Source organism: Vibrio sp. 947 (assembly GCF_033339115.1).
Taxonomy (GTDB): Bacteria; Pseudomonadota; Gammaproteobacteria; order Enterobacterales; family Vibrionaceae; genus Vibrio; species Vibrio alginolyticus.
Map to the genome: position 1 here is coordinate 26,468 of NZ_JAWOTX010000028.1, position 24,727 is coordinate 51,194.

Here is a 24,727-nt window from a genome sequence, read left to right on the forward strand (position 1 = left end):
TCTAGTGGACCTTGCAGAGTAAAGGTGTAGTCACCGCATGGTCTAGTGGACCTTGCAGAGTAAAGGTGTAGCTGCCATCTGGCTTCACCACCAATTCAAATACGGCATTGCCATCTGCTGTGGCTGTGTAAGTAAAGCTGCCATCACCATTTGTTGTTTCAGCAAGCACGACAGGCTCACCATGAGAGGTCAACCCTGCTACTGGATCTGCTGTTGCATCAAGCTGGTATTTAACAACACTGTCCGAGCCTTCAGTTGTGGTGAAAGAGCCCGACATAAACGCATCATCGTTTTGGTCTGAGCCAATTGAGGCAAGGTCATCTTCGTCTACTGTTAGTGGGACAACGTTATCGATGGTTGGAACGTCATCAGTAATCGTGACTGGAATAGTCGCGGTTGTCGTATCGCCATCAAAGTCTGTTGCAATGATTGGGAAGTTCAGAACCAATTCATCGCTGTTTAACGCGTGATCCACCGGCTCTTCAAGACGGAAATTGTATGTGCCATCAGCATTAACATTCATGGTGAAGACCGGATTGCCATCCGCGGTAGCCACGTAAGTGAAGCTGCCATCAGCATTCGCATTCTCTACCAAAGTAACAGGCTCACCGTGAGAAGTTAAACCTGCGACAGGATCAGCCGTTGAATCAAGTTGGTAGCTCACTACACGGTCTGAACCTTGGGTAGTGGTGAACGCGCCTTCAACAAACACAGCGTCACTTTGGTCTGAGCCAATACCTGATAAATCATCTTCGTCTACAGCCAGAGGCACAACATTATCGATGATTGGCGCATCATCCGTAATGGTGACTGGAATGGTTGCCGTGGTCGTATCACCATCAAAATCGGTGGCAATAATTGGGAAATCAATCGTCAGGCTGTCTCTGTTAGCGGCATGGTCAATCGGGCCTTGCAGCGTAAAGTCGTACGTACCATCTGTTGCGACATTCAACGTGAAGACAGGATTACCGTCAGCGGTCGCCACATAGGTAAAGCTGCCGTCGCCATTCGCGGTTTCCACCAAGGTAATCGCCTCACCTTGAGATGTCAGACCCGCAACAGGATCAGCGGTTGAATCCAGTTGATAGCTCACCACTCGGTCAGAGCCTTGTGTGGTAGTAAACGCGCCTTCAACGAACACAGCGTCAGTTTGGTCTGAGCCCACGCCGCTAAGGTCATCTTCATCGACACTCAACGCATCCACCGCTGTGATGGTCGGTACATCATCAACAATCGTGACTGGAATGGTTTCAGTAACGGTGTCGCCATCGAAGTCGGTTGCGATAATTGGGAAGTTGAGTGTCAGCTCATCACTATCAACCGCGTGATCAATTGGCCCTTCTAGCGTGAAGTTATAAGAGCCATCAGTATTCACTGTCAGCGTAAAGACCGCTTCAGAGCCCGCTGTTGCTTCGTAGGTAAAACTGCCATCACCATTTGCAGTTTCTGTTAGCGTGACAGCCACACCTTGCGAGGTTAAACCGTCAACTGGTGTTGATGTGCCATCGAGTTGGTAGCTCACCACTCGGTCTGAACCTTGCGTGGTGGTGAAGTTACCATCAATAGAAATCGGGTTGCTTTGGTCTGAGCCAATTGACGCTAGATCATCTTCATCAACCGTAATGGAATCCACGTCAGTAATAACTGGCTTATCGTCTACGATCGTCACTGGGATAGTGGCATTTGTGGTGTCGCCATCAAAGTCGGTCGCGATGATTGGGAAGTTCAGTATCAACTCATCACTATCTACTGCGTGGTCGATTGGACCTTCAAGCGTGAAGTTATAGCTACCATCAGTATTCACTGTCAGCGTAAAGACCGCTTCAGTACCCGCTGTCGCCTCGTAAGTAAAGCTGCCATCACCGTTTGCGGTTTCAGTCAGCGTGACGGCCACGCCTTGTGATGTAAGGCCGTCAACTGGTGTTGCAGAAGCATCAAGCTGATAGCTCACCACTCGGTCCGAGCCTTGTGTGGTGGTGAAGTTGCCATCGATTGAAATCGGGTCAGTTTGATCTGAGCCAATCGTGCCTAAATCATCTTCATCAACGGTAATCGCATCGACATCGGTAATGGTCGGCTTATCATCCACGATGGTGACTGGGATCGTTTCTGTGGTGGTATCACCATCAAAATCCGTCGCGATGATTGGGAAGTTCAGTGTCAGCTCATCACTGTCTGTCGCATGGTCAATTGGCCCCTGAAGCGTGAAGTTGTATGAACCATCCGTATTCACGGTCAGCGTAAATACGGCTTCAGTTCCTGCTGTCGCTTCATAAGTGTAGCTACCGTCGCCGTTTGCAGTTTCCGTCAGCGTCACTGCCACACCTTGCGATGTTAGGCCATCAACTGGCGTTGCAGCAGTATCTAATTGGTAGCTTACTACCCCATCAGAACCTTGCGTTGTAGTGAAGTTGCCATCGATTGAAATTGGATCTGAGCCGTCAGAGCCAATTGTCGCTAGGTCATCTTCATCCACACGGATTGCGTCTACGTCAGTGATGGTTGGTTTATCATCAACGATAGTGACAGGTAACGTCTCCGATGAGGTGTCGCCATCAAAGTCTGTTGCGATAATCGGGAAGTCGATTTGCAGACTGTCGCTATTCACCGCATGGTCTAGTGGACCTTGCAGTGTAAAGTTGTAGCTGCCATCTGGCTTCACAATCAATTCAAATACGGCATTGCCATCTGCCGTGGCTGTGTAAGTAAAACTACCGTCGCCGTTAGCAGTTTCAGCAAGCACGACAGGCTCACCATGAGAGGTCAACCCAGATACTGGATCTGCTGTTGCATCAAGCTGGTATTTAACAACGCTGTCTGAGCCTTCAGTTGTGGTGAAAGAACCCGACATAAACGCATCATCGTTTTGGTCTGAGACAATTGAGGCGAGATCATCTTCGTCCACCGTGAGTGGAACAACGTTGTCGATAGTTGGAACGTCATCAGTAATCGTGACGGGAATGGTCGCGGTCGTCGTATCGCCGTCAAAGTCTGTTGCAATGATTGGGAAGTTCAGTACTAATTCATCGCTGTTTAATGCGTGATCGACCGGCCCTTCCAGACGGAAATTGTATGTGCCATCAGCATTCACGTTCATGGTGAAAACCGGATTGCCATCCGCGGTAGCCACGTAAGTAAAGCTGCCATCAGCATTCGCAGTCTCTACCAGAGTAACTGGCTCACCTTGGGAGGTTAGCCCCGAAACAGGATCAGAAGTTGAATCAAGTTGGTAGCTCACCACACGGTCTGAACCTTGGGTAGTGGTGAACGCGCCTTCAACAAACACAGCGTCAGTTTGGTCTGAGCCAATACCTGATAAATCATCTTCGTCTACAGCCAGAGGCAAAACATTATCGATGATTGGTGCATCATCCGTAATCGTGACTGGAATGGTTGCCGAAGTCGTATCACCATCAAAATCGGTGGCAATAATTGGGAAATCAATCGTCAGGCTGTCACTGTTAGCTGCATGGTCAATCGGGCCTTGCAGCGTAAAATCGTAAGTGCCATCTGTTGCTACGTTTAACGTGAATACCGGATTGCCGTCTGCGGTCGCCACATAAGTAAAGCTGCCATCACCGTTGGCGGTTTCCACCAAGGTAATCGCCTCACCTTGAGACGTTAGCCCCGCAACAGGATCAGCCGTTGAATCCAGTTGATAGCTCACCACTCGGTCAGAGCCTTGAATAGTGGTAAACGCGCCTTCAACGAACACAGCGTCAGTTTGGTCTGAGCCCACGCCGCTAAGGTCATCTTCATCGACACTCAACGCATCCACCGCTGTGATGGTCGGTACATCATCAACAATCGTGACTGGAATGGTTTCAGTAACGGTGTCGCCATCGAAGTCGGTTGCGATAATTGGGAAGTTGAGTGTCAGCTCATCACTATCCACCGCGTGATCAATTGGCCCTTCTAGCGTGAAGTTGTAAGAGCCATCAGTATCTACTGTCAGAGTAAATACTGGGTTGCCACCCGCAGTCGCTTCATAAGTGAAACTACCATCACCATTTGCGGTTTCTATCAGTGTGACAGCCACGCCTTGCGATGTTAAACCGTCCACTGGTGTTGCTGAAGCATCGAGTTGGTAGCTCACCACTCGGTCAGAGCCTTGTGTGGTAGTAAAGTTGCCATCAATAGAAATTGGATTGCTTTGGTCTGAGCCAATTGACGCTAGATCATCTTCATCAACCGTAATGGTGTCGACGTCGGTAATAACAGGCTTATCGTCCACGATTGTCACTGGGATAGTGGCATTTGTGGTGTCGCCATCAAAGTCTGTTGCGATGATTGGGAAGTTGAGTGTCAGCTCATCGCTATCTACCGCGTGGTCGATTGGACCTTCAAGCGTGAAGTTATAGCTACCATCAGTATTCACCGTCAGCGTAAAGACCGCTTCACTACCCGCTGTCGCCTCGTAAGTAAAGCTGCCATCAGCGTTTGCGGTTTCAGTCAGCGTAACTGCCACGCCTTGTGATGTAAGGCCGTCAACTGGTGTTGCAGAAGCATCAAGCTGATAACTTACCACTCGGTCAGAGCCTTGTGTGGTGGTGAAGCTACCATCAATAGAAATCGGGTCAGTCTGGTCCGAACCAATCGTGCCTAAATCATCTTCATCAACAGTAATCGCATCAACATCGGTAATAGTTGGCTTATCATCCACGATGGTAACAGGCAATACGATTTGGCTTGTGTCACCATCGAAGTCTGTAGCAATAACGCTAAAATCAAGGGTTAAGCTGTCGCTATTTGCCGCATGGTCAATTGGACCTTGCAGCTCAAAACTGTACGAGCCGTCGGTATTCAAAATTAATGTGAAAACTGCACTGCCATTTGCCGTTGCGCTGTAGGTGTAACTGCCATCTGCATTTTGCGTTTCGGCAATGGAAACGGTTTGACCTTGAGATTGCAGGCCATTTAAAGAATCAGCGTTTACATCCAACTGATACTGTACGACGCCATCAGAACCTTGAGTTGTCGTAAACTGACCTTCGACCAGCGTTGACTGTGATTGGTCAGAACCTACCAAACTTAAGTCATCTTCATCGACGGTAAGAGCGACAACGTCATTAATGGTTGGCACATCATCGGCAATGGTTACCGGTAGAACAAGTGAACTGGTGTCACCGTCAAAGTCCGTTGCGACAATAGTGAAGTCTAGAGTTAAGCTATCGCTACCCACAGCATGATCGATTGGACCTTCAAGGGTAAATGAATAAGAACCGTCAGGGTTCACTTGTAAGGTGAAGATAGCGTCCCCTTCTGCCGTTGCAGAATAGGTAAAGCTGCCATCTGAATTGGTTGTTTCCGTCAGAGAGATAGATCGCCCCTGCGATTCCAACCCATTGAGTGGATCAGTGCCGCTCTCTAATTGATAACTTACAACACGGTCTGAGCCCTGAGTCGTCGTGAAGCTACCTTGCGCGAACACAGAGTCGCTTTGATCGGAGCCAATGCTTGATAAATCGTCTTCATCGACGGCTAGCGCATCAACGCCATCAATCGAAGGAACGTCATCTTGAACTTGAATGACAATTTGCGCAGCTTCTGGTGTGTTCGAACCTTCGGTAATAGAGGAGCGGTCACCATCCGCATCTACCGCGTAAACTGGCAGTGAGAAAGTGAGCGAGTCATCGTTAGCACCCGTATGGTCAAGTTGTTCATACAAGTTGAATTGGTATTCGCCCAATGCAGGTGCATCAATCGCCACATCAAATACGGTAATACGCACACCATCCAGCTCGATGAAGCCTTCGTAAGTACGTACGCCGTTACTCTCGGACGCTAGTTCTAGTTGAACAACCTGCCCTTGAGATTGGAGTTCTCCACCAACATTGAACTCTGTAGGTTCCAACTCATAGTGATCAATGATGTCACTTCCGACCGCTGTCGTGATCGACCCAGTACCACTTGTTACTGCCGCGCCTTCCTGTGAACCTTGGTCAACCCCCGCCTCATCTAAAGACAAGCCCGTCACGTTCTCAATCACTGGGTTATCGCCATCGAGGATGGTCATCGTAAAGGTGTTGCTTGCCGTATCTTGGTCATAGTCGACGATTGTGGTTGGTAAAGAGAGCTCAATCGTATCTTCACCGTTTGTTTGTTCTAACGGCTTAAATTGCTCAAATTGGTAGGTACCATCAGTATTCAGACTGATGGTTAAGACGGTTTCATTCGAGCCAGCAATGGACAAGGTGATAGTACTGCCGTCTTCAGAGAGTACCGCTTCTGTCGCCTGATTATCACTCAGTAGGCCATCGAACTGACTAAGTCCTTCTTGATTAAACGTGACCGTTGCCAATTGATCACTACCAATATCAACAAAGGTGCCAGTAATTGGTGTAGAAGAAGATTCAACGTTTTCAAAAGTAACGTTTTGCGGCGCAGGATCATCGCCATCAATAACGGTTGTCGTAAAATCGATAGGCGCTTGAATGCTGTTACCACCAATATCTGCACCTGTAATATCAAAAGCAATATTGATTTGATCACCGACGATCGATACTTGGCCATCAGCAACAGACGCAACATGGTCAACGCCCTGGCTAATCGTGGTAACGACTTCTAACTCTAAATCACGGCCTACAGATGTCGCTTCGATCTCGATACGAAGCACTTCGTTACCTTCTTGAGTACCGATAATGGCATTTTGCGCTTCGTCATAAACGAACGCCACTGGCTGACCACCAGAGGTAATATCACTGTTAAGCTCAGTCAACAAAGACTCTAAAGAAGACGTTTCGGGTACAAATGAAGCAGTATCAAGTGCGAGATCCCCTGCTTCAACCAGCACACTAGACGAAATGGTTTGCGGGTAGCTTGATAGAGAAATTGAGCCTTCTGTTACGCTAGATTGCAGTGACTGCCCACCATCAGCAAAAATCGTGACATTCAAACCGTCATCTTCGTCGCGATCATCTTCTCCGCTGCGAGTCGCAGACGTTTCAAAAAAAGTAGAAGCGAGTACTTCCGGGTTATTATATTCAACCGTCACGTAGCCAGCATTAGCCGAGCCTTCAGCACCTGCGCCAGCAGCTGTTGCTTCTAAGATAGCGGTAGGGTCAGCTCCGTCTAAAATAGCTTGCTGGATAGCGGCAATATCGTTGGCGTCGAAGTCAGCACTTCCAATAGCCGTTGGGTCAAAAGTCACCAAGCCATTAACTGGAGATTGTACCAATACTGGTTCTAACGGTTCAGAAGAAGGCACAGGAAGACAAGCAACACAATTTGCATCGACCAGATAAAGCTCATTATTTATCTGTACGTCGAGAGAAGCATTATTTTCAGTGATAATAATCTCGCCAGGTCTTAACTCATCCCCCGCTTTTATGACCTTAACGTTTCCATCCAGGCCCAAAACCAAAACTTCACCTTTGACAGCATTTACAATCGCGCTCTGCGGTACCGTGTGCGTACTCATCTGACCTCCGCTAATGGCTTACGTTTCCCATTAACCTTTTTAGATAATTTCTTATTAATTTAGTGCGGCATACTGCACACCTTTATACGATTAAACTAAGTATTGAATCATTAAACAATCGATAAATACCCTACTACCAAGCAACATAAGTAAAACTTACTCGTAGTCACAGAAATGTGACACATGTGCTGACGCGTAGATATCGAATAATTATATGAAATTGATACCTTATTCTGATTAAGTGTAGTTGTTTTAAGAAAAGAAGAGAGATGAAATCATTCAGCTAAACGCCAGACTGCCGGTTGCGATCAATAATGGAAGAAAAGCAATGAGAATGTTGTATACACCGGAGCGTGATGACATCTTAATCAATATCGGTGACGAAAAAAACGTAACGATTAAATATTGAACAACATAAATTGCAGGACAAAATGCAACGATAAAAAAGTGGCTTACGATATGAATCCCCGCACACCACGAGTTCGGTTTTGTTCTGATATACAGCAAAAAAAACACGAGCAAGCTAATAATAAAATACATAAACACAGCACTTGAAAATAATTATCATTTTCAATCATATGTAAATATTCCCTTACTTTCAATGGTGTTTGAGCTATTAATGTCATCGTTATTATCAATCAACACAATAAGTAAAATTATCAGTAATTCCAGTCTTAAACGTTTGCGTAATCGCTAACCTTCTCTTAACCTTGATTTGAGGCTTTTATCACGGTTTTTCCATTGATATAGTGCGTCCATACAACAAAAAAAGACCATTCGAGGCATGGAGCTTCCTCATTAATCTCAAGATGAGAAGAATTGGTACCGACAAAATTCGGCAGATTTTAAGAGGGTCAAAAAATGGACATGAATATGGTTGAGATTTTAGGTTATGCAGCTTCAATCATGGTCGCTATTTCGCTAACTATGAAAGATATTGTTAAGCTTCGTATCCTTAACTTTATTGGTTGTGCGCTATTTACTGCTTACGGACTAATGATTGATTCTTGGCCTGTAGTACTAACTAACGGTTTTATTGCTTGCGTTAACATCTACTTCCTAGCAAAAATGCAGCAGGAAAAAAAAAGCCTAGAGCCTGAGAAAGCGCAATAGCATTCAAACAATAAAAGCCCGCAAATCATAAGATTGCGGGCTTTTGCTTTTAACATTCCCTTTCTATCACAGCATCCTTAAACGAGCGCTAACGAACCCAGCTAAGTGCTAGTGTTTCTCGACGAGAAAACATGTCCACATGCGATGAAATGATCGCCTTCACCGTATTCAGTTTCTCTTCTGAATCCGCCTCACAGGTTATAGTTAAGCTAGATGCACAAAGGTTAAACTCAGCTTTTCCCGTCGGAAATGTCACCAAACCGCTATTTTCATTCCAAGTAGCAGGAACTTTTCGTCCAAAATGCCGACAAAGCGTCACTAAGTATTTGTCAGCGTGTTCGCTATCTATTCGGGTGCTTTCTTTAATCATGAACTTACTCGTTACTTTGAAACGTCCTATGAAGAACCTTGTTAGAATTGATAAGCTGCAGAGAGCTTGAAGTTGCGACCCGGCTCGTAGTCATCAAGCGTGAAGCCACGTGCAGTCCCCGAACGAGACGCATGAGAGCTGTACAACTCGTCAAATACATTATCAATACCAAAGGTCACCGACAGCCCATCAATATCAGACGGCACCCATTGAGCGTATAGATTATGCACATCATAACTTGCTTTCTTTGGCTGACCATCAAAGACGTTGTCTTCCTCTAGAACAAACATTGAGTTCCACCCGAAGATCGTTTCTAAAGCGTCTGACTGGTAATCCAAAGTTAGAGCAATGCTATCACCCATATCAATGCTACGCCCATTGCCCCCAGCAACAGGACCACCAGTATTCTTGTTTTTGGTGTCCGACTTAGAGTAAGAAAGTTTGCTGTTAAACTTGTCGTAACCATAAGAAGCACTTGCTTCAAAGCCTTTAATCTCAACATCACCTAAGTTGTAAATCAGGTAAGTTTGAGTCGCGTTTTGGTACTGATCTGCAATGTAATCATCAATTTCCGTTTGGAATACCGTAATATTCGCCCCAAAGAAATGCTTATCAAAGGTTTTATCAAAACGAACACCACCTTGCGTGTTCAATCCCGTTTCTGGCTTTAACCCATCCTCTAAAAATGCAACGTCTTGGTAAGCAATAAAGGTTTCCATTAGCTCTGGACCTTTAAATAGAGAGCGTGCACTCGCAAACAACGTCCAATCTTGCGTCACCGCCCATTCTGCTGCTAGAGCCCAAGTCACATCATCATAATTACTGTTTCCTGTCTCAGCTTTGCGTTTGTAATCATCAAAGCGCATACCTGCAGTAATAAAGAAGGCATCAGAGAAGAAGAACTGATCTTCTACAAACAGTGCGGTTGAAATCGCCGATTCGTCCATAAACTTACGACTACCGTAGTAACTCGAAGACGTTTTATCCATGTAGTCGAAGCCATAAGTGACTCGATTATCAAACTCACCTAACATAACATCTGACTGGAATTTGCCATTCAAACCAAAGTTTTGGTTTTTGGCGGTGTTCTTTGATAAACGGTTCGAGGGCCAACGAGGCGCCATCACCGTTTCGTCACGTTTAATTTCTGTCTCGGTATTATAAAGAGTGACGTTTCCTTGGTGTTGTTCGCCTCGCAACTCATAACTCAAGGTAACGGTATCGCGGTCATAATCCGTAGGGATAAGTAACTTGCTCGAAAGGCTATTATTTGCACTACCCGACATATCAGGACGCGGACTGTAATCTCCACTGTCTCGGTACATGTCATAAGAGAGCTCAAAACGATGGATGTCATTTAGTTCATACCCCAGCTTAGCCAGAATGTTGTAAACATCACCTGCAGCACCGTAGGTTTTATTGCCATTACCATCTTCAAAATCATCACGCGTAACGTAATGGCCATAGACCATCGCATCAATGTTTTCGGACAAAAGTCCGTACAGTGTCAACGAACCTTGTTGGTTGTCGTTGGATGCATAGCCGCCATAAACACGCGCACCAAACTTTTCATCGTAACGAAGTAAGTCACGAGCGTCTTTCGTTTCAAAGTAGACCGAACCGCCTAACCCGTTTTGAGTCACAGAGTTATTACCTACCTGAATGTCCGCAGATTTGAGAATGTCAGGGTTCAACGTCAAGTTACCAATATGATGGAACATGCTCGCATGCTGAGAAGCACCGTCAAGACGAATGTCCAAATCGGTTTCGCTCAAACCACGAATCGTAATACGTTGATTCACAGAGTGTGTTCCACCAACATCTACACCGGGAATATCGCGCAGTAAATCAGACATATGATCCGCTTGCTTCAGTGACATGTCGTCCGCAAACATCGACTCAGTGTTGCTGGAAACTTTCGTTCCCCATACAACGACCTCTTCAAAATGTGACTCAGTATCTTGAGCTAAAACAGGGGTTGATAGCGCCATTCCCACTGCAAGGCAAAGGCTTGAAAGCTTGATAGGTGAACAAGCAGGGCTTTCCATAACTTCATTCCTAAATATTAATGATAATAATTCTCAGGTATAATAAGCATGAGTTTTATAAATACAAAGGCGATTTGGTTATGCGAAATCGCACAAGTGTTATGAGGAAGTGTCAAATGCAGGAAGTCACAACAAAACGAACTAAAATTGCCAAGATAGCTTTAACCCAAAGACTAAAGGCGACAGAGAAACAATGGATTGTCACGCAAGGCCAACCTTGTCAAACTCAACTGGCCGAAGGTAAGTTCCTATCATATCAGTATAATGATCAAATTTTTGTTCATGGCGGGCGTTGTCTAGAACTTATTGATTCGAATATTGTTTCTACTGCACACGCCTCACTGCTGGTCACTATTCTTTTAGAAGGTAGACTCTCGTTTGGCTACGACGATTTGCAATTTGATTTAGACGCGAGCGACGGCCCTAAGGGTGTAGTGGTGAACTTACTCAAACCTGCAAATTTTCGTCGTTCACTGCTCAAAGATAACCTCATTAATAAGATCAACATATTGGTTAAGCCCCAATGGCTAGAGGCCCGCCTTGAGCAAAATTGTAGTCATCGAGCCTTTTTTAACTCTCATCAGGCGTTTCAACAGTTGGAGCCTAACCAGACGCTATGCGAGTTGGCCGAAACGTTAACAAATAGAGAAACACCGCAAGAGTTCCAAGAAAAGCTAGAGGTCGAAAGCTTGATCTATCAAATATTACATCAAGCCACCAAGCAAATTCCTAAGAATTTCAGTGCTAAAAACAGCAGTATTGAACGACACATTGATGGTCGAATTGAGGATATTGTCAGCTATATTGAAACTCACCTTGATCAAGAACTACGCTTGGAAAAGTTGGCGAGCCAATTCTCAATGAGTGTTTCAAACCTGCAGCGTCGATTTAAACAATCACTTAATATGACCATAAACGGCTACATTCGTTTTCGACGTCTTGAGATTGCTAGGCAACATTTGGAACGTGGCCTAGTGACGATAACAGAAGCCGCCTATGAAGCCGGATACCACCACCCTTCTAACTTCACTTATGCCTTTAAAAAGGCATTTGGTGTGCCACCACATGAAGTGATTAAAGAGTAAGGGGACTCTAGGTAACTGACTGTTATTTAGGAGTGTCTTATCCACAACATCGGTATATACTCGCCTTAAACGTTATGGAGGTTAAACATGAATATTGGTGCCGTCGCGAAGCTCACTGGGCTTTCATCTAAGTCGATTCGATTATATGAAGACAAAGGGATCATATCTCCACCAGCGCGTAGCGACTCTGGCTATCGCGAATATTCAGATAATCATATTCAAGAGCTTAACTTGGTATCACGCGCAAAAAGCGCAGGCTTTTCGTTGCAAGAATGCAAAGAGTTCGTACAACTTGCTCATAACCCCAATCGCAAAAGTAGCGAAGTAAAAGCAAGAACCATGGACAAACTGAGAGAGGTTGAAGAAAAAATTGCACACCTCATGGAGATCAAAACGCAACTTGAAGGTTGGGTTTCTTCTTGTCCTGGAGATGCAGAGAGCCGATGCCCAATCATAGACGAGCTCACCAAGTAAGCCCGCCTATCTATTGATCTCGTTAAAAACGAACTAGCTCGCTTAATGATAAGTACACATGCGCTTACCGTTTAACTCTATGATGTTAAATGGCGTTTCATAGATGTCCTCTAGCGTAGACGCTTGAATAACATCTTCAACCGCACCACTCGCCACAACTTTACCTTTCTTAAGCGCCAATATGACATCTGAGTAACACGCCGCGAAATTAATATCATGAATCACGACCACCATGGCTTTATTCATGTCATGGGCTAACTGCTGCACAACTTTCATGATCTGAAGAGAGTGTTTGATATCTAAGTTATTAAGAGGTTCATCAAGAAAGACATAATCTGTATCTTGTGCAATCACCATAGCAATAAATGCAAGCTGTCGCTGACCACCACTTAATTCATCCAAGTATTTGTCTTGAATATCTTGCAAATCTAAGTAGTCGATCGCTTGTTCTATGACCTCATGATCTTCTTTAGTCAGATTTCCTTTAGAGTATGGGAAACGACCAAAAGAGACTAACTCTTTTACGGTAAACCGCATTGTAATCGAGTTAGCTTGGCGAAGTACTGCCAGTTTTTTCGCTAGCTCTTTTGTGTCCCATTCTGCGATTTCCTTGCAATCAATGATAACACTACCGCTATCTCGCTCCGTTAAGCGCGAGGCCATAGATAACAGCGTGCTCTTTCCCGCGCCATTTGGACCGATAATCGATGTTACCTTGCCCTTTTCAAACTGAGTATTGGCCTCGTCTACGACTTTGTTTGAACCGAAAGCCTTCGTTAATTTGTCTATTACTATCATATTTATACAACTTTGTTTTTCAGCAGCAGGTATAAGAAATACGCACCGCCGATAAAGTTAATTACGACACTCAACGTCGTCTCAAAACTGAACACGTTTTCGATTATCCATTGCCCAGCAAGTAATGAACTGATGGATAGAAACGAACATCCGACCAATAGCGTTTTATGTTGGTAACTTCGGAACATTTCTCGGCTTAAGTTGGTCACTAGTAAACCAAAGAACATGATTGGCCCTACCAAAGCCGTAGAAATAGCAATCAAAACCGCCGAGATAATAAACACATTTCTCGTCACTTTAGGTACATCAACACCCAAACTTTTCGCATTGTCTTGGTCGAGCCAAAACACATCTAAAGTGCGATGCATCCTAAACAACAACCAACATGCAAACATCAAAGCCGGAGCACTAAAGTAAACCAAGTTCACTTTGACATTATTGAAACTGGCGTACAGTTTCGACTGAACAATTGCATATGTGTTTGGGTCCATCAGCAAAGAAAAGAATGACGCCGCATTGGAAAATAGCTGACCAAAGATCAAGCCGACCAATAGCAACATAATCAAGTTCTTGCTGCCTTTTGAAAAGTAAAACCCAAACAGCAGTAGCGAAAACGACACCATTACAATTACTGCAATCGCGAAATTGACGTACAAGTTAAGAACTAAGGTACTCAACCCACCAAAAATCAACACGATCAAAATTTGGGTTAACACATACAGCGCATCAAAACCCATGATACTTGGCGTTAAAATTCGGTTGTGCGTAATGGTTTGAAATACAAGTGAAGACTGAGCAATGGCCACACCCGCTAGCACTATCGCCAATACTTTAGGAACTCTACGAGACAAAAAATATTGGTAGTTGTCAGCCGTTAGCCCAATACCAATAAACAGACACGCGAAAAGAATCGCAATGCCACCTAGCAGCAGGATTTTCGTTGAATCACGCATGTTGCTTACCTCGCAACAACATTGCGATGAATACCACGCCACCCAATATGCTAATCACGATAGAGATTGGCATTTCATGAGGGAAAATAATTAAACGACTCACCAAATCGCAACACAACACTAAAATGGCCCCATACATGGCCGTAAGCGGAATGTTCTTTTTGAGGTTATCGCCATAAAAGTGACTCACGAGATTCGGTACAATCAGCCCTAAGAATGGCAACTGGCCAACAATCATCACGACACTTGCTGACATGATGGACACCAATAGCACTCCAATCGTCACAACCTGCTGATAATTCAAACCCAAGTTAATCGCGAAATCTTTTCCGATACCTACGGCAGAGATCCTTGCGGCAAAAAGATAGCTGAGGATAACCATTGGTACCGCGATGTACAGCAGTTCAAAATCACCACGCAAGATGTTGGCGAAGTTTGCGACTGTCCAAGCATTCAGACTTTGAAGTGCATCATATTTGTAAGCGATAAACGTAGTCATGGATTGGATGACATTGCCGAAAATAATCCCGACAAGAGGCACAAAAACCACGCTCTTAAATTGAATGCGCTGAATAAAGAAAACAAACGCTAGCGTCCCAAATACCGAGATGCCGAATACGAGCCAAAGGTGATTATCATTACCAAAGAAAACCACGCTCAGTACGTAGCCCAGCATGGCACATTCGATCGTACCAGTTGTAGAAGGTGCCGCAAATCGGTTCTGGCTGATTTGCTGCATGACAAGACCCGCAATACTCAAGCCAGCACCAGCAAGCAGTATGGCAAATAAACGTGGTATACGGCTGGTAAAGAAAAGCTCTAATGCTTTCTCATCACCCGAAAAGAGTTGTTGGGGCGTCATGTTTGCCACCCCAACAAATAACGAAACCGTGCTTAAAACCACAAGGGTTAGCAATAACTTCTTCAAAGTTAACCTCTGCTATCTTGGATTACAGTTCAACGGTTTGCTTTATCTCACTGACCATTTTTTCTGTTGCTGTCACACCAGACATCGACAAATACCACGCGTCCACATCTAAATAAGTGATTTTATGATTTTTATATGCCGCAGTCGCTTTGACTAAGTCGTTATCCATGGATTTACGAATATCGTTATCCGGCGTACCTGTCAGAGAATTACGGTCAACCACGAGAATATTTTTCGGGTTAGCTTCACGAATAAACTCATAAGAAATGACATCTCCGTGAGTGCCCGTTTTCACGTGCTCAACCGTTTCCAAGAAGCCAAAGTCGTTATAAATGACGCCAAATCGCGACTGGGCACCAAACGTGCTGATGTTGTCACCCATGCTTAAAATCGTTAATGCATCATTTTTGTTCGATTGGTTGTAGTCACGGATTGCTTTGAATTGAGCATCTAGTGCTTCAATTTTCTGCTCTACTTTTTCTTCGATATTGAAGATCTTACCAATATTGCGCCATTGCGCTTGCGTGCCTTCCCAATAGCCTTGGTTCTCTTTCGCCGCGAAAACAACTGTAGGGGCAATTTCACTCAGCTCTTCATATTTCGCAGACGCTCGCGGACCAACCAAAATCAAATCCGGTTTTTGCATGTAGATGGTTTCAAAATCAGGTTCAAACAAACTACCCGCGGAGGTGTAGTTATCTTTGCTGTATTTTGAAAGGTAACTAGGAAGATTAGAAGAGTTAGATACTGCAACAGGATCGATACCAAAGTTGTCCAGCGCATCTAGCGGGCCAAAGCCAATCACAACCACACGCTCTGGGGATTGTTCTAGCTCTGTTTGACCCATGTAGTGGTCAATCACAACTTTAGCAGCGAAAGAAGGAGAAACAGTAAATAACGACAGCATAGCCGCACCGACGAATTTTTTCATTTTGTTAAGCCTTAATGAGATCTATTATCATACGCGTTCGCAATATAACGCTACTCTTTAATGCATTCAACAAAATTTAAGGTACTTTACATTAGTTACGTTTACTCAAGACTTAGATATATCAAAGACTTATAAAACCCATCAGTTCCAATACCTGGACGTATCATTCATGCGCTTCAATAAACGCTTTGAGTGCCAGCTCATCAATAATCTCCAAACCGTTGTCCGTTTTTGTAATCAATCCCTTTTCAATCAAGTCCTTAACTGCACGTCGATAGACTCGGCCTGAGGTACCAAACCGCTCAGCCTCTTGGTTCACTTTATCAAAGCCACCAAGCAGCTTATCCGTCTGATTACGGACGAGAAGATCATAGGCAATGTTGTAAGTAATGGGATGCAACAAACGATTAGTGTAGATATCCATGGAGTCTTGATAATCCTCAACCAATGCTGAAGCGAAGAACACCATCATTTGGGGATGATTTTGCAGTGCTTCGGTTAGTTTTTGGATACAGATAACATCAACCTGCATATGTTCATCTGCTATCACATTCCATTGACAAGGAGTCTGAGTGAAGAACTCCATTTCACCATAAATATGATAGTCGCAGTTAGCTTCCCCTAATTGAAAACGTCGTCCATTTGCGGCCAATATGTTCATCGAGACTCGACCTACTGGCACAACATACAAGTACTGAAGTTGCTCACCTTGGCGGAGAATTGCTGCCCCAGCATCAAAGTAACGCGAATTTATTTGGCATTGATAAATCAAATCGCGAAAGGTGGCACTCTTTTCTTCAAGGTATGTTTTGAAGCGACCAGTCGGATAAGGGCTGATTTTCATTTTCTGCTCTCTCAGAAAAAGTTACGGACAACTATTTAAGGTGGATTGTACCCCGTAACTCCAAATAAAAAAGCGACAGTGACCTGTCGCTTTACATCTATTCTGTTTATGTGACTTACTGAGATAGAGACTGGCTAACGCTGAGCAACCAAGGCTTCTAATGCCGTAATCGCGGCACTCTTCTCACCTTGCATCATTACTTTGGCTTCATCAACGTACTGACCAACACCTTCTTTCACATCTTGTTGATACAGCACCACGTTGTTTAAAATCGAAGCCACATGAAGGCCTCGTAGTCGACCGACCGTAAACAGCGCAGAGGTTTCCATATCGGCACCTAAGATGCCTTTCTTGTTCCAATGTTGGCATATTGCATCTTCGTCATCGGTATAGAAACTGTCGTGAGAACGCACCACACCAAAATGATAATGCACTTTTTGCATCGACAAGTAACGCTCAACTTCCTTTAACAGTGAAAAGCTTGCGTAGGCTGGATAAGACGAATCGACATACGCTTTAGAGCCGCCCTCATCTCTTACCGCGCCTTCGGCAATGATCAACTCGCCAAGGTGAATGCCTGATTGCATTGCCCCCGCCGATCCAACGCGTACCACATGAGTCACACCGCACTGTTTTAGCTCTTCCACTGCGATGATCATCGATGGCGCACCTATACCTGTACTACATACTGAAACAGGCTTGCCTTTGTAGTTGCCGGTAAACACACGGTACTCGCGGTTTTCCGACACCATTTCTGCATCATCAAATAATGCCGCGATACGATTCGCTCGATCTGGCTCGTCGCATACAATAACGAGGGGAGCGATTTGTGTTTCATCCACTCCGATATGAGGTTGTTTGGCCATTTTTCGTTCCTTACGCAGCAGCGTGCGCTAAGGTTTTATCGCCATTGCGCTTAGCGCTACGAGCCCACTCACGCGTGCCATTGGCAGCGATGAACATAAGAATAGCGTACTGAACAGACATTGCGTAAACACCTTGCGTCGCGTAGATACCCACACTGATAATGTTAATCACAACCCATAGAATCCAGTTTTCGACGTATTTACGTGTCATCAGAATTTGTGCAACAACAGAAAGTACTGTCATGGTTGCATCCCAGAACGGAAACGCGTCAGGTTCAAGCACCGGTTCAGCCAAGCCAGCACCAAAGAGATTCAAGCTATCAACAGCAATGTTTGCTAGCGCAAAGAAAAATGGGTCGATATAGATCGTTAATAATGCGATACATGCAACGCTAATAGAGACAGTAGTAATAAGTTTCTGTTTATTTAACCAGCGAACTTCCAGCGTTTCACCTTGTGCGTTTGGACGGGTCCACGCATACCAGCCGTAAATGTTCGCACAGAAGAAAAACAATTGAAGAAGCAATAATCCGTATAACTGAATTTGAAAAAAGATAACGGCAAAAAGCGTGACATTCAGCAAACCGAATAAGTAGTTGATGGTTTTTTCTTGGCTGGCAAACCAAATGCAAAGCAGTCCAAAAACGGTACCGAAAGCTTCGATCCAACTCATTGCGTAGCCGTCGCCGATCGGAATGTTAACGAGAGTATTATTAATATCGAGTAAGGCAAAGAGGTCCATAACATGTCCTTTATTATTTTGTTTGGAATACGCTTATATTAGAGCGTGATCCCCAACAAAAAGGAGGACACTTGTCCTCCTCTTGATGCACTCGATCATAATTCAGTTCAATGTTTACTTGAAAGCAATAAATGATGCTATTGAACGATGTTGGAAATAGACGTGCCTATGAATCCAAGCCTAGATAGCGTTTTTTGAATGCAGAAGCTGATGCAAATAAAGCTGACGCCAAAAGTGTAATAATAAAGCCAATTGCGTACTCAAATGCTTCATTAACCAGTAGCTGATAGCAGCTCACAAAAAAAATCAATACAACTGTAATAACATTAACTCGGTGAAACCAAGGTTGTTTTACAGATAACTTAGCGTAACCTTTTGATAACATTTAACTAATCCGCCAGACAACAATTAATAGTTTTATTTATAATCAACGACGATAGTAAGGCTTTATCGTATAAAGAGAAACGACTTTTTTAATTTTTTAGCTCAACATCACACGTCATTCAGTGACGTTTGACTTTAACCTCTTGACGCTTTTTCGTTCCACTAGAGTCGGTTCTAATTGTACGACCTGTGCCTCTGTTGACTTTTCATCCAACTTTCGGACAAGAGTCTCAACGGCAGCCTGCCCCAAACGGTACTTAGGCTGATGAATGGTAGTTAGCGATGGCGACATAAATTTCGCGATATGGATGTCATCGTAACCAATAATGGACAGGTCGTCCGGCACTTTAATATCGAGCTCATTTGCGGCGTTAATCACCCCCATCGCCATCATATCGTTAGAGACGAAAATCGAGCTAGGTAATGCGCCACGCTGAGCCATTTTTTTGAACGCTTGATACCCACCCTCACACTCGAAGTCCGATTCAATGATCCAATTGGCATTAAATTCCAAGCCAGCTTCGTTCATTGCTCGCTTATAACCTTCGTATCGCATTTGCGCTTGGTGTTTAATCAAAGGGCCAGTGATGCACCCAATTTCGGTATGGCCGCAATCAATTAAGTATTTCGCCGCTAAGTAACCGCCACGAAGTGAGTTGTCTTGGATTTTATCGCTTGTAAATAGCATCGGCCCCCAGTCCATTACCACAACTGGGATATCTGGGTAACGCTCAAATACATCGATACGCTCTCCTTCTAGCGACGAGCACATCAAGATCAAACCATCGACACGCTTTTGCAATAGCGTATTAATGGATTGACGCATACGTTCGTTATCACCCTCGGTGTTACATAAAATGAGGCTGTAGCCTTTTTGGTAGCAGCTGCGTTCGACGCCTTTTACGACTTCGCCAAAGAATGGGTTGGTTGAGGTTGTCACGAGCATACCAATGGTTTTGGTACGATTGACTTTGAGGCTACGCGCCAACGCAGAGGGCGCGTAGTAGTTAAGCTCTTTTGCGGCATTGTTAACGCGTTCAGAGATCTCTTCGCTCACAAAACGCGTCTTGTTAATAACATGGCTCACTGTTGAAGTGGAAACCCCTGCCAGTTTTGCGATGTCTTTCATCGTCGCCATGTTACTACTCCTATTTTAATGAGGCGTTGTGCGCCTTATTGTTCAGCGAGAAACGCGTCCACCTCTTCGCGGGTTGGAATCGACGTTTGCGCGCCAAAGCGGGTCACAGAAATTGCAGCCGCCGCATGTGCAAACTTAATCGCTGATTCTAAAGGTAAACCTTCTAGGAGACCAGTGACGAATGCCCCATTAAATGTATCGCCCGCAGCGGTAGTATCCGTCGCTTCAACGCGGAAACCCGAGATGATTTCGCCTCGACCGTTTTGGCTTAGCCAAACGCCTTTTGCACCGAGTGTGATCATGACAATTTCTATACCTTTACCATGTAGCACATTCGCCGCTTCTTGCGCGCTTTCGTTGTCTGTTACAGTAATACCTGTCAGAACTTCAGCTTCCGTTTCATTTGGCGTAATCACGTCAATGTAAGACAGTAATTCATCTGACAATTCACGAGCTGGCGCAGGATTCAAAATTACGTTGGTTTTGGCATCTTTCGCTACACGCGCAGCTTTCTCAATGCCGCACATCGGCGTTTCCAATTGCATTAGCAAGTAATCTGCTTGGCGAATACGCTCTAAATCTGGCTCAATCGCTTCTGCTGTCAGTTTGGCGTTCGCTTCAGCTGAAATGCAAATGCTGTTCTCACCACTGTCCGACACTTGAATCATCGCGATACCTGTCGGGCAATTTGGCTGCATCTTCACACCAGTGATATCGATGCCGTCCATTTTGAAGTTTTCGCGAATGTTAATGCCGAATGAGTCGTCGCCCACACAAGCGATAAAACCGATGTCTGCATTTAATCGCGCCGCCGCGACGGCTTGGTTGGCACCTTTGCCACCTGGGATAACTTGATAGTTGCGACCATGCAGCGTCTCGCCTGGGCGAGGGAAAGAAGGCACTTGAAGAACATGGTCAGCGTTTACACTACCTAACACCACTAACTTATTCATACGGTTATCCTCGGTTCTGAATGAACCCTTTTTAAAAACTGTTTAGGAAAATACATTAGATGACTTTAACTTCTCTTCCTGATAAAGGAGTCTCGACAAAAAGCCAAAGGCATCTATACCCCACACTTTGCAGTATTTTGGGTAAGTTTGCCCTCACCTCCTAAACGACAGATATAAACGGAGGAGAGAGCAAAAATTAGGATGATTTATTGGAACTAAAAACTTACTTAGTGACTACTTTTAGTGGTACCGGGATGTACTCTTCTACTTCTTCACCTTTCAAAACTTTGTCAGCCGTTTCAACACCTAAAGCACCGATAAGGTCTGGTTGCTGAGCAATAGTTGCCGCTAGTTTGCCACGGTTAACTGCTGCAATGCCGTCTTCCGTACCATCAAAACCAACGATAACGACATCTTTGCCAGAAGCTTGAACTGCGCGAAGTGCACCTAGCGCCATTTCATCATTCTGTGCAAATACCGCTTGTACATCCGGGTTAGCCGCTAGCAGGTTTTCCATTACGTTTAGACCTTTCGTGCGGTCAAAGTCAGCTGGTTGGCTAGCAAGAAGATCCATATCGCTGCCCTTCACGGCATTCATAAAGCCTTCACCGCGCTCACGCGCTGCCGATGTGCCCGCAATACCTTCAAGTTGAATGACTTTTGCTTTTTCGCCGACTTTTTCCATGATGTAGTGGCCTGCCATTTCACCACCAATTACGTTGTCCGACGCGATGTGACTCACAACTTCACCACGGCTTGCACCACGGTCTAATGTCAACACAGGGATCTTAGAACGGTTCGCCATACGAATTGCATTAGACACTGCATCAGAATCCGTTGGGTTGATAAGAATTGCTTTTACGCCGCGAATACTTAAATCCTCGATGTTCGACAGTTCTTTACTCGGGTCATTTTGCGAGTCCAGTACAATTAAGTCGTACCCCAATTCTTTCGCTTTTGCTTCCGCACCGTCTTTCATCGTTACGAAGAACGGGTTGTTTAGCGTCGAAACCACAATCGCCATGGTATCTTGAGCTTGCGCCGCTACCGATACGGTTGAAGAAAGAAGTGCAGCAGAGATAAGAGTTGCAAGTTTTTTCATCGTTCTAGTCCTTTGTGTAGGGTGAGCCAGTACACATCCCCTGACTCGGTTTGTATTCACTGTTTTATATATACAGATTGTTATGAATTACTTGTTTTTGTTGTCTACCAATACCGCCAGCAAGATAACCACTGCTTTTGCAATCATTTGGTAGTAAGAAGAAACATCAAGTAGGTTAAGTGCATTGTTCAAGAAACCGATGATCAGCGCACCAATCAAGGTACCCATGATACGGCCTTTACCGCCCATCAAGCTGGTACCGCCAAGAACAACCGCTGCGATAGCGTCTAGCTCGTAGCCCATACCCGCTGTAGGTTGCGCCGAAGAAAGACGAGACGTTACGATAATACCTGCAAGCGCTGCTAGCATACCGCAGATGGCGTAGACACCAATCTTCACTCGGTCTACATTGATACCTGATAGGCGAGTCGCAGACTCGTTGCCGCCTAGTGCGTAAACATAGCGACCAAAGCGCGTGTGGTTAAGTAAATACCAAGCCGCTGCGAACACAACCACCATTAACCAAACAGGAACCGGAATGCCTAGCGCGTAGCCAGTACCAAACCATGCGAACGCATCCGCGGTGTCAGTAAAGCCTGTCGAGATTGGTCGACCTTCGGTGTACACCATGGTCACACCGCGTAGTAACGTCATGGTAACCAGCGTAGCGATAAATGCCTGCACCTTACCCTTCGCAATAATGATACCGCTGATCGCACCTAACGCTGCACCTGCGACTAAAGCAGTTGGAACCGCCACCAGCACCGGAACCTCAAGCGCAATCATGCTTGCCGCAAAGGCACCACACAATGCCAATACCGAACCAACACTTAAGTCGATGCCTGCTGTTAAAATAACTAATGTCATACCCACTGCGATAATGGCATTCACGGAGGTTTGACGAAGAATGTTGAGAATGTTGTCGACCGTAAAAAAGTTCGGGTTCAAAAATGACACAACAACGATCAGAAAGATCAAAGCTATCAGTGATTTTTGCTCAATCAGCCACTCTTTTGTGAACAACTTCTTGTTGCCAGTTTCGGTTGGTTTGCTCATGGTATTCGTACTCATGCTGCTTCCTCATTGATCTCTTTGCCTACGGCACAGGCGAGTAATTTTTCTTGATCGGCGTCTTTCGCATCAAATTCGCCGGTGATACGACCTTCATGCATCACTAAAATACGGTCGCTCATGCCGAGCACTTCAGGCATCTCGGAAGAAACCAAGATGATGCTCATGCCTTCGGCCTTAAACTTGTTGATGAGCTGATAAATCTCTTTTTTTGCTCCGACATCAACACCACGTGTCGGCTCATCCAGAATCAGAACTTTAGGTTTCGTCATTAACCCTTTCGCTATCGCAACTTTTTGCTGGTTACCACCAGATAAGTTGCCGATGATTTGATCTCGCGTTGGGGTTTTAATGTTGAATAACTTAATAAAATCTTCCACAGCAATCACTTCGTCGCTGTGTTGAATCTGGAAGCCTTTGGTCAGCTGGTTTAGCGAACAAAGTGACATGTTCTCCTTAACCGAAAGACCTAAAACCAAACCATCGCCTTTGCGATCTTCAGAGATGTAAGCGATACCATTTGCCAAGCCATCTTGCGGGCTAACCGGGTTAATAGTTTTGTTATCAAGATTGATAACACCATGCTCACTAGGTAATGCGCCGTAAATGACTTTCATGAGTTCAGTGCGGCCTGCGCCCATCAAGCCAGAAATTCCAAGAATCTCACCACGCTTGAGAGTAAAGCTCACATCCTGAACGCCAGACCCAGTCAAACCAATGACTTCAAGACAAGTTTCGCCATGTTGGACATCAATACGTGGATATTGCTCTTCTAATTTTCGGCCAACCATCATTTCAATTAGGCCATCTTCATCAGTGTCGGACACCTTGCACTCACCGATAAACTTACCATCACGAAGCACCGTAATATCATCACAGATTTCAAAGATTTCTTTAAGACGATGCGAGATGTATACGATGCCGCATCCTTGAGCACGAAGCTCATTAATCACTTTAAACAGTGATTCCGTTTCGGTATCGGTCAATGCGTCCGTTGGCTCATCCATAATGATGACTTTCGACTCAAACGAAAGTGCCTTTGCAATTTCCACCATTTGTTGTTCACCAAGGCTTAAATCGCCAAGCAATGTTTTTGATGAATGCTTTACATTGAGACGTTTTAAAAGCTTGTCAGCCTCGTCATACATTTTGCCCCACTGGATACGCCCTAAGGATCCAGTGAACTCTCGTCCCAAGTAAATATTTTCGGCAATCGTCAGTTCAGGAATCAGGTTCAGCTCTTGGTGAATAATGCTAATACCAGCTTCCTGTGAATCGCGTGGCCCTTTAAAGGCCGCCGGCTGACCTTGATATTGAATGCTCCCCGCATCCATGTGGTAAATGCCTGTCAACACCTTCATTAACGTTGACTTGCCTGCTCCATTTTCACCCATCAGCGCCATAACACGGCCTGGATAAACATTCAGGCTTGCTTTGTCGAGTGCTTTTACGCCCGGAAACGCCTTCTCAATTTCGCTTAGTTGTAGAATGGCTTGAGTCATAATCT

Annotated in this window: 19 protein-coding genes; 3 read left to right on the forward strand and 16 right to left on the reverse strand. The window is 44.9% G+C overall.

Features of this window, described 5'->3' with window-relative positions; translation table 11 throughout:
* Position 1: 1 nt before the first annotated feature.
* Positions 2 to 7,420 carry a retention module-containing protein gene (locus tag R7Q39_RS24635; protein WP_318076985.1) on the reverse strand — a complete coding sequence of 2,473 codons (7,419 nt, stop codon included), beginning with the start codon at positions 7,418 to 7,420 and terminating at the stop codon, positions 2 to 4.
* Positions 7,421 to 8,281: 861 nt separating this feature from the next.
* Between R7Q39_RS24635 and R7Q39_RS24640 the strand changes: the two genes are divergently transcribed.
* Entirely contained in the window at positions 8,282 to 8,533 is a 252-nt protein-coding gene (locus R7Q39_RS24640; protein ID WP_005376619.1) for a YgjV family protein, read from the forward strand.
* An 88-nt stretch (positions 8,534 to 8,621) separates the two neighbouring features.
* Here the strand turns inward: R7Q39_RS24640 and R7Q39_RS24645 are convergent, their stop codons facing one another.
* Positions 8,622 to 8,903 (reverse strand): DUF2218 domain-containing protein, encoded by a 282-nt coding sequence (locus R7Q39_RS24645; RefSeq protein WP_005376622.1) that lies wholly within the window; start codon positions 8,901 to 8,903, stop codon positions 8,622 to 8,624.
* Between the two features lie 41 nt (positions 8,904 to 8,944).
* The gene (locus R7Q39_RS24650; protein WP_054574638.1) at positions 8,945 to 10,951 is read right to left on the reverse strand and encodes a TonB-dependent siderophore receptor; all 2,007 of its coding nucleotides are present in this window, start codon (positions 10,949 to 10,951) and stop codon (positions 8,945 to 8,947) included.
* Positions 10,952 to 11,067: 116 nt separating this feature from the next.
* Here R7Q39_RS24650 and R7Q39_RS24655 point away from each other — a divergent pair, with 116 nt between their 5' ends.
* Together R7Q39_RS24655 and cueR are read left to right on the forward strand one after the other, a co-directional pair.
* Positions 11,068 to 12,036, forward strand: a complete 969-nt coding sequence (locus R7Q39_RS24655) for a helix-turn-helix domain-containing protein (RefSeq protein WP_053349178.1) — start codon at positions 11,068 to 11,070, stop codon at positions 12,034 to 12,036.
* A gap of 87 nt (positions 12,037 to 12,123) precedes the next feature.
* Positions 12,124 to 12,510, forward strand: coding sequence for a Cu(I)-responsive transcriptional regulator (gene cueR / locus R7Q39_RS24660; protein ID WP_005376627.1), 387 nt, complete (start codon positions 12,124 to 12,126; stop codon positions 12,508 to 12,510).
* 42 nt (positions 12,511 to 12,552) lie between these two features.
* Here the strand turns inward: cueR and vctC are convergent, their stop codons facing one another.
* The 13 genes from vctC to rbsA form a co-directional block, all read right to left on the reverse strand.
* On the reverse strand, positions 12,553 to 13,308 hold the full coding sequence (vctC, locus tag R7Q39_RS24665; RefSeq protein ID WP_318076986.1) for an iron chelate ABC transporter ATP-binding protein VctC: 756 nt from the start codon (positions 13,306 to 13,308) through the stop codon (positions 12,553 to 12,555).
* A 2-nt stretch (positions 13,309 to 13,310) separates the two neighbouring features.
* The gene (gene vctG, locus R7Q39_RS24670; protein WP_318076987.1) at positions 13,311 to 14,261 is read right to left on the reverse strand and encodes an iron chelate uptake ABC transporter permease subunit VctG; all 951 of its coding nucleotides are present in this window, start codon (positions 14,259 to 14,261) and stop codon (positions 13,311 to 13,313) included.
* Entirely contained in the window at positions 14,254 to 15,189 is a 936-nt protein-coding gene (vctD, locus tag R7Q39_RS24675; RefSeq protein WP_017820306.1) for an iron chelate uptake ABC transporter permease subunit VctD, read from the reverse strand. The genes vctG and vctD overlap by 8 nt, the downstream gene beginning before the upstream one ends.
* 22 nt (positions 15,190 to 15,211) lie before the next feature.
* Entirely contained in the window at positions 15,212 to 16,120 is a 909-nt protein-coding gene (locus tag R7Q39_RS24680) for a siderophore ABC transporter substrate-binding protein (RefSeq protein ID WP_318076988.1), read from the reverse strand.
* Between the two features lie 163 nt (positions 16,121 to 16,283).
* Positions 16,284 to 16,964, reverse strand: a complete 681-nt coding sequence (locus R7Q39_RS24685; RefSeq protein ID WP_318076989.1) for a Crp/Fnr family transcriptional regulator — start codon at positions 16,962 to 16,964, stop codon at positions 16,284 to 16,286.
* Between the two features lie 134 nt (positions 16,965 to 17,098).
* Positions 17,099 to 17,830 (reverse strand): nucleoside phosphorylase, encoded by a 732-nt coding sequence (locus R7Q39_RS24690; protein ID WP_318076990.1) that lies wholly within the window; start codon positions 17,828 to 17,830, stop codon positions 17,099 to 17,101.
* A gap of 10 nt (positions 17,831 to 17,840) precedes the next feature.
* On the reverse strand, positions 17,841 to 18,572 hold the full coding sequence (gene pnuC, locus R7Q39_RS24695; protein WP_213967309.1) for a nicotinamide riboside transporter PnuC: 732 nt from the start codon (positions 18,570 to 18,572) through the stop codon (positions 17,841 to 17,843).
* Between the two features lie 166 nt (positions 18,573 to 18,738).
* Complete coding sequence (locus R7Q39_RS24700; protein ID WP_318076991.1) at positions 18,739 to 18,957, reverse strand: hypothetical protein; 219 nt, start codon at positions 18,955 to 18,957, stop codon at positions 18,739 to 18,741.
* 114 nt (positions 18,958 to 19,071) lie between these two features.
* The gene (locus R7Q39_RS24705; protein WP_025767871.1) at positions 19,072 to 20,094 is read right to left on the reverse strand and encodes a substrate-binding domain-containing protein; all 1,023 of its coding nucleotides are present in this window, start codon (positions 20,092 to 20,094) and stop codon (positions 19,072 to 19,074) included.
* A 35-nt stretch (positions 20,095 to 20,129) separates the two neighbouring features.
* Positions 20,130 to 21,047: a ribokinase gene (gene rbsK / locus R7Q39_RS24710; protein ID WP_017820311.1), complete on the reverse strand. Its 918-nt coding sequence runs from the start codon at positions 21,045 to 21,047 to the stop codon at positions 20,130 to 20,132.
* Between the two features lie 223 nt (positions 21,048 to 21,270).
* Positions 21,271 to 22,149 carry a ribose ABC transporter substrate-binding protein RbsB gene (rbsB, locus tag R7Q39_RS24715; protein WP_005373143.1) on the reverse strand — a complete coding sequence of 293 codons (879 nt, stop codon included), beginning with the start codon at positions 22,147 to 22,149 and terminating at the stop codon, positions 21,271 to 21,273.
* A gap of 87 nt (positions 22,150 to 22,236) precedes the next feature.
* Positions 22,237 to 23,220 (reverse strand): ribose ABC transporter permease, encoded by a 984-nt coding sequence (rbsC, locus tag R7Q39_RS24720; RefSeq protein ID WP_005382618.1) that lies wholly within the window; start codon positions 23,218 to 23,220, stop codon positions 22,237 to 22,239.
* Complete coding sequence (gene rbsA, locus R7Q39_RS24725; protein WP_025767874.1) at positions 23,217 to 24,722, reverse strand: ribose ABC transporter ATP-binding protein RbsA; 1,506 nt, start codon at positions 24,720 to 24,722, stop codon at positions 23,217 to 23,219. The genes rbsC and rbsA overlap by 4 nt, the downstream gene beginning before the upstream one ends.
* Positions 24,723 to 24,727 lie beyond the last annotated feature (5 nt).

What these genes read in the sequence shown, in the direction of transcription:
- R7Q39_RS24685 (WP_318076989.1), bottom strand. Translation starts at nt 16,964, where the DNA reads ATGAAAATCAGCCCTTATCCGACTGGTCGCTTCAAAACATACCTTGAA.
- rbsC (WP_005382618.1), bottom strand. Translation starts at nt 23,220, where the DNA reads ATGAGTACGAATACCATGAGCAAACCAACCGAAACTGGCAACAAGAAG.
- R7Q39_RS24635 (WP_318076985.1), bottom strand. Translation starts at nt 7,420, where the DNA reads ATGAGTACGCACACGGTACCGCAGAGCGCGATTGTAAATGCTGTCAAA.
- R7Q39_RS24645 (WP_005376622.1), bottom strand. Translation starts at nt 8,903, where the DNA reads ATGATTAAAGAAAGCACCCGAATAGATAGCGAACACGCTGACAAATAC.
- rbsK (WP_017820311.1), bottom strand. Translation starts at nt 21,047, where the DNA reads ATGAATAAGTTAGTGGTGTTAGGTAGTGTAAACGCTGACCATGTTCTT.
- rbsB (WP_005373143.1), bottom strand. Translation starts at nt 22,149, where the DNA reads ATGAAAAAACTTGCAACTCTTATCTCTGCTGCACTTCTTTCTTCAACC.
- R7Q39_RS24700 (WP_318076991.1), bottom strand. Translation starts at nt 18,957, where the DNA reads ATGTTATCAAAAGGTTACGCTAAGTTATCTGTAAAACAACCTTGGTTT.
- R7Q39_RS24655 (WP_053349178.1), top strand. Translation starts at nt 11,068, where the DNA reads ATGCAGGAAGTCACAACAAAACGAACTAAAATTGCCAAGATAGCTTTA.
- rbsA (WP_025767874.1), bottom strand. Translation starts at nt 24,722, where the DNA reads ATGACTCAAGCCATTCTACAACTAAGCGAAATTGAGAAGGCGTTTCCG.
- pnuC (WP_213967309.1), bottom strand. Translation starts at nt 18,572, where the DNA reads ATGGACCTCTTTGCCTTACTCGATATTAATAATACTCTCGTTAACATT.
- R7Q39_RS24690 (WP_318076990.1), bottom strand. Translation starts at nt 17,830, where the DNA reads ATGGCCAAACAACCTCATATCGGAGTGGATGAAACACAAATCGCTCCC.
- vctG (WP_318076987.1), bottom strand. Translation starts at nt 14,261, where the DNA reads ATGCGTGATTCAACGAAAATCCTGCTGCTAGGTGGCATTGCGATTCTT.
- R7Q39_RS24680 (WP_318076988.1), bottom strand. Translation starts at nt 16,120, where the DNA reads ATGAAAAAATTCGTCGGTGCGGCTATGCTGTCGTTATTTACTGTTTCT.
- R7Q39_RS24705 (WP_025767871.1), bottom strand. Translation starts at nt 20,094, where the DNA reads ATGGCGACGATGAAAGACATCGCAAAACTGGCAGGGGTTTCCACTTCA.
- R7Q39_RS24640 (WP_005376619.1), top strand. Translation starts at nt 8,282, where the DNA reads ATGGACATGAATATGGTTGAGATTTTAGGTTATGCAGCTTCAATCATG.
- cueR (WP_005376627.1), top strand. Translation starts at nt 12,124, where the DNA reads ATGAATATTGGTGCCGTCGCGAAGCTCACTGGGCTTTCATCTAAGTCG.
- vctC (WP_318076986.1), bottom strand. Translation starts at nt 13,308, where the DNA reads ATGATAGTAATAGACAAATTAACGAAGGCTTTCGGTTCAAACAAAGTC.
- R7Q39_RS24650 (WP_054574638.1), bottom strand. Translation starts at nt 10,951, where the DNA reads ATGGAAAGCCCTGCTTGTTCACCTATCAAGCTTTCAAGCCTTTGCCTT.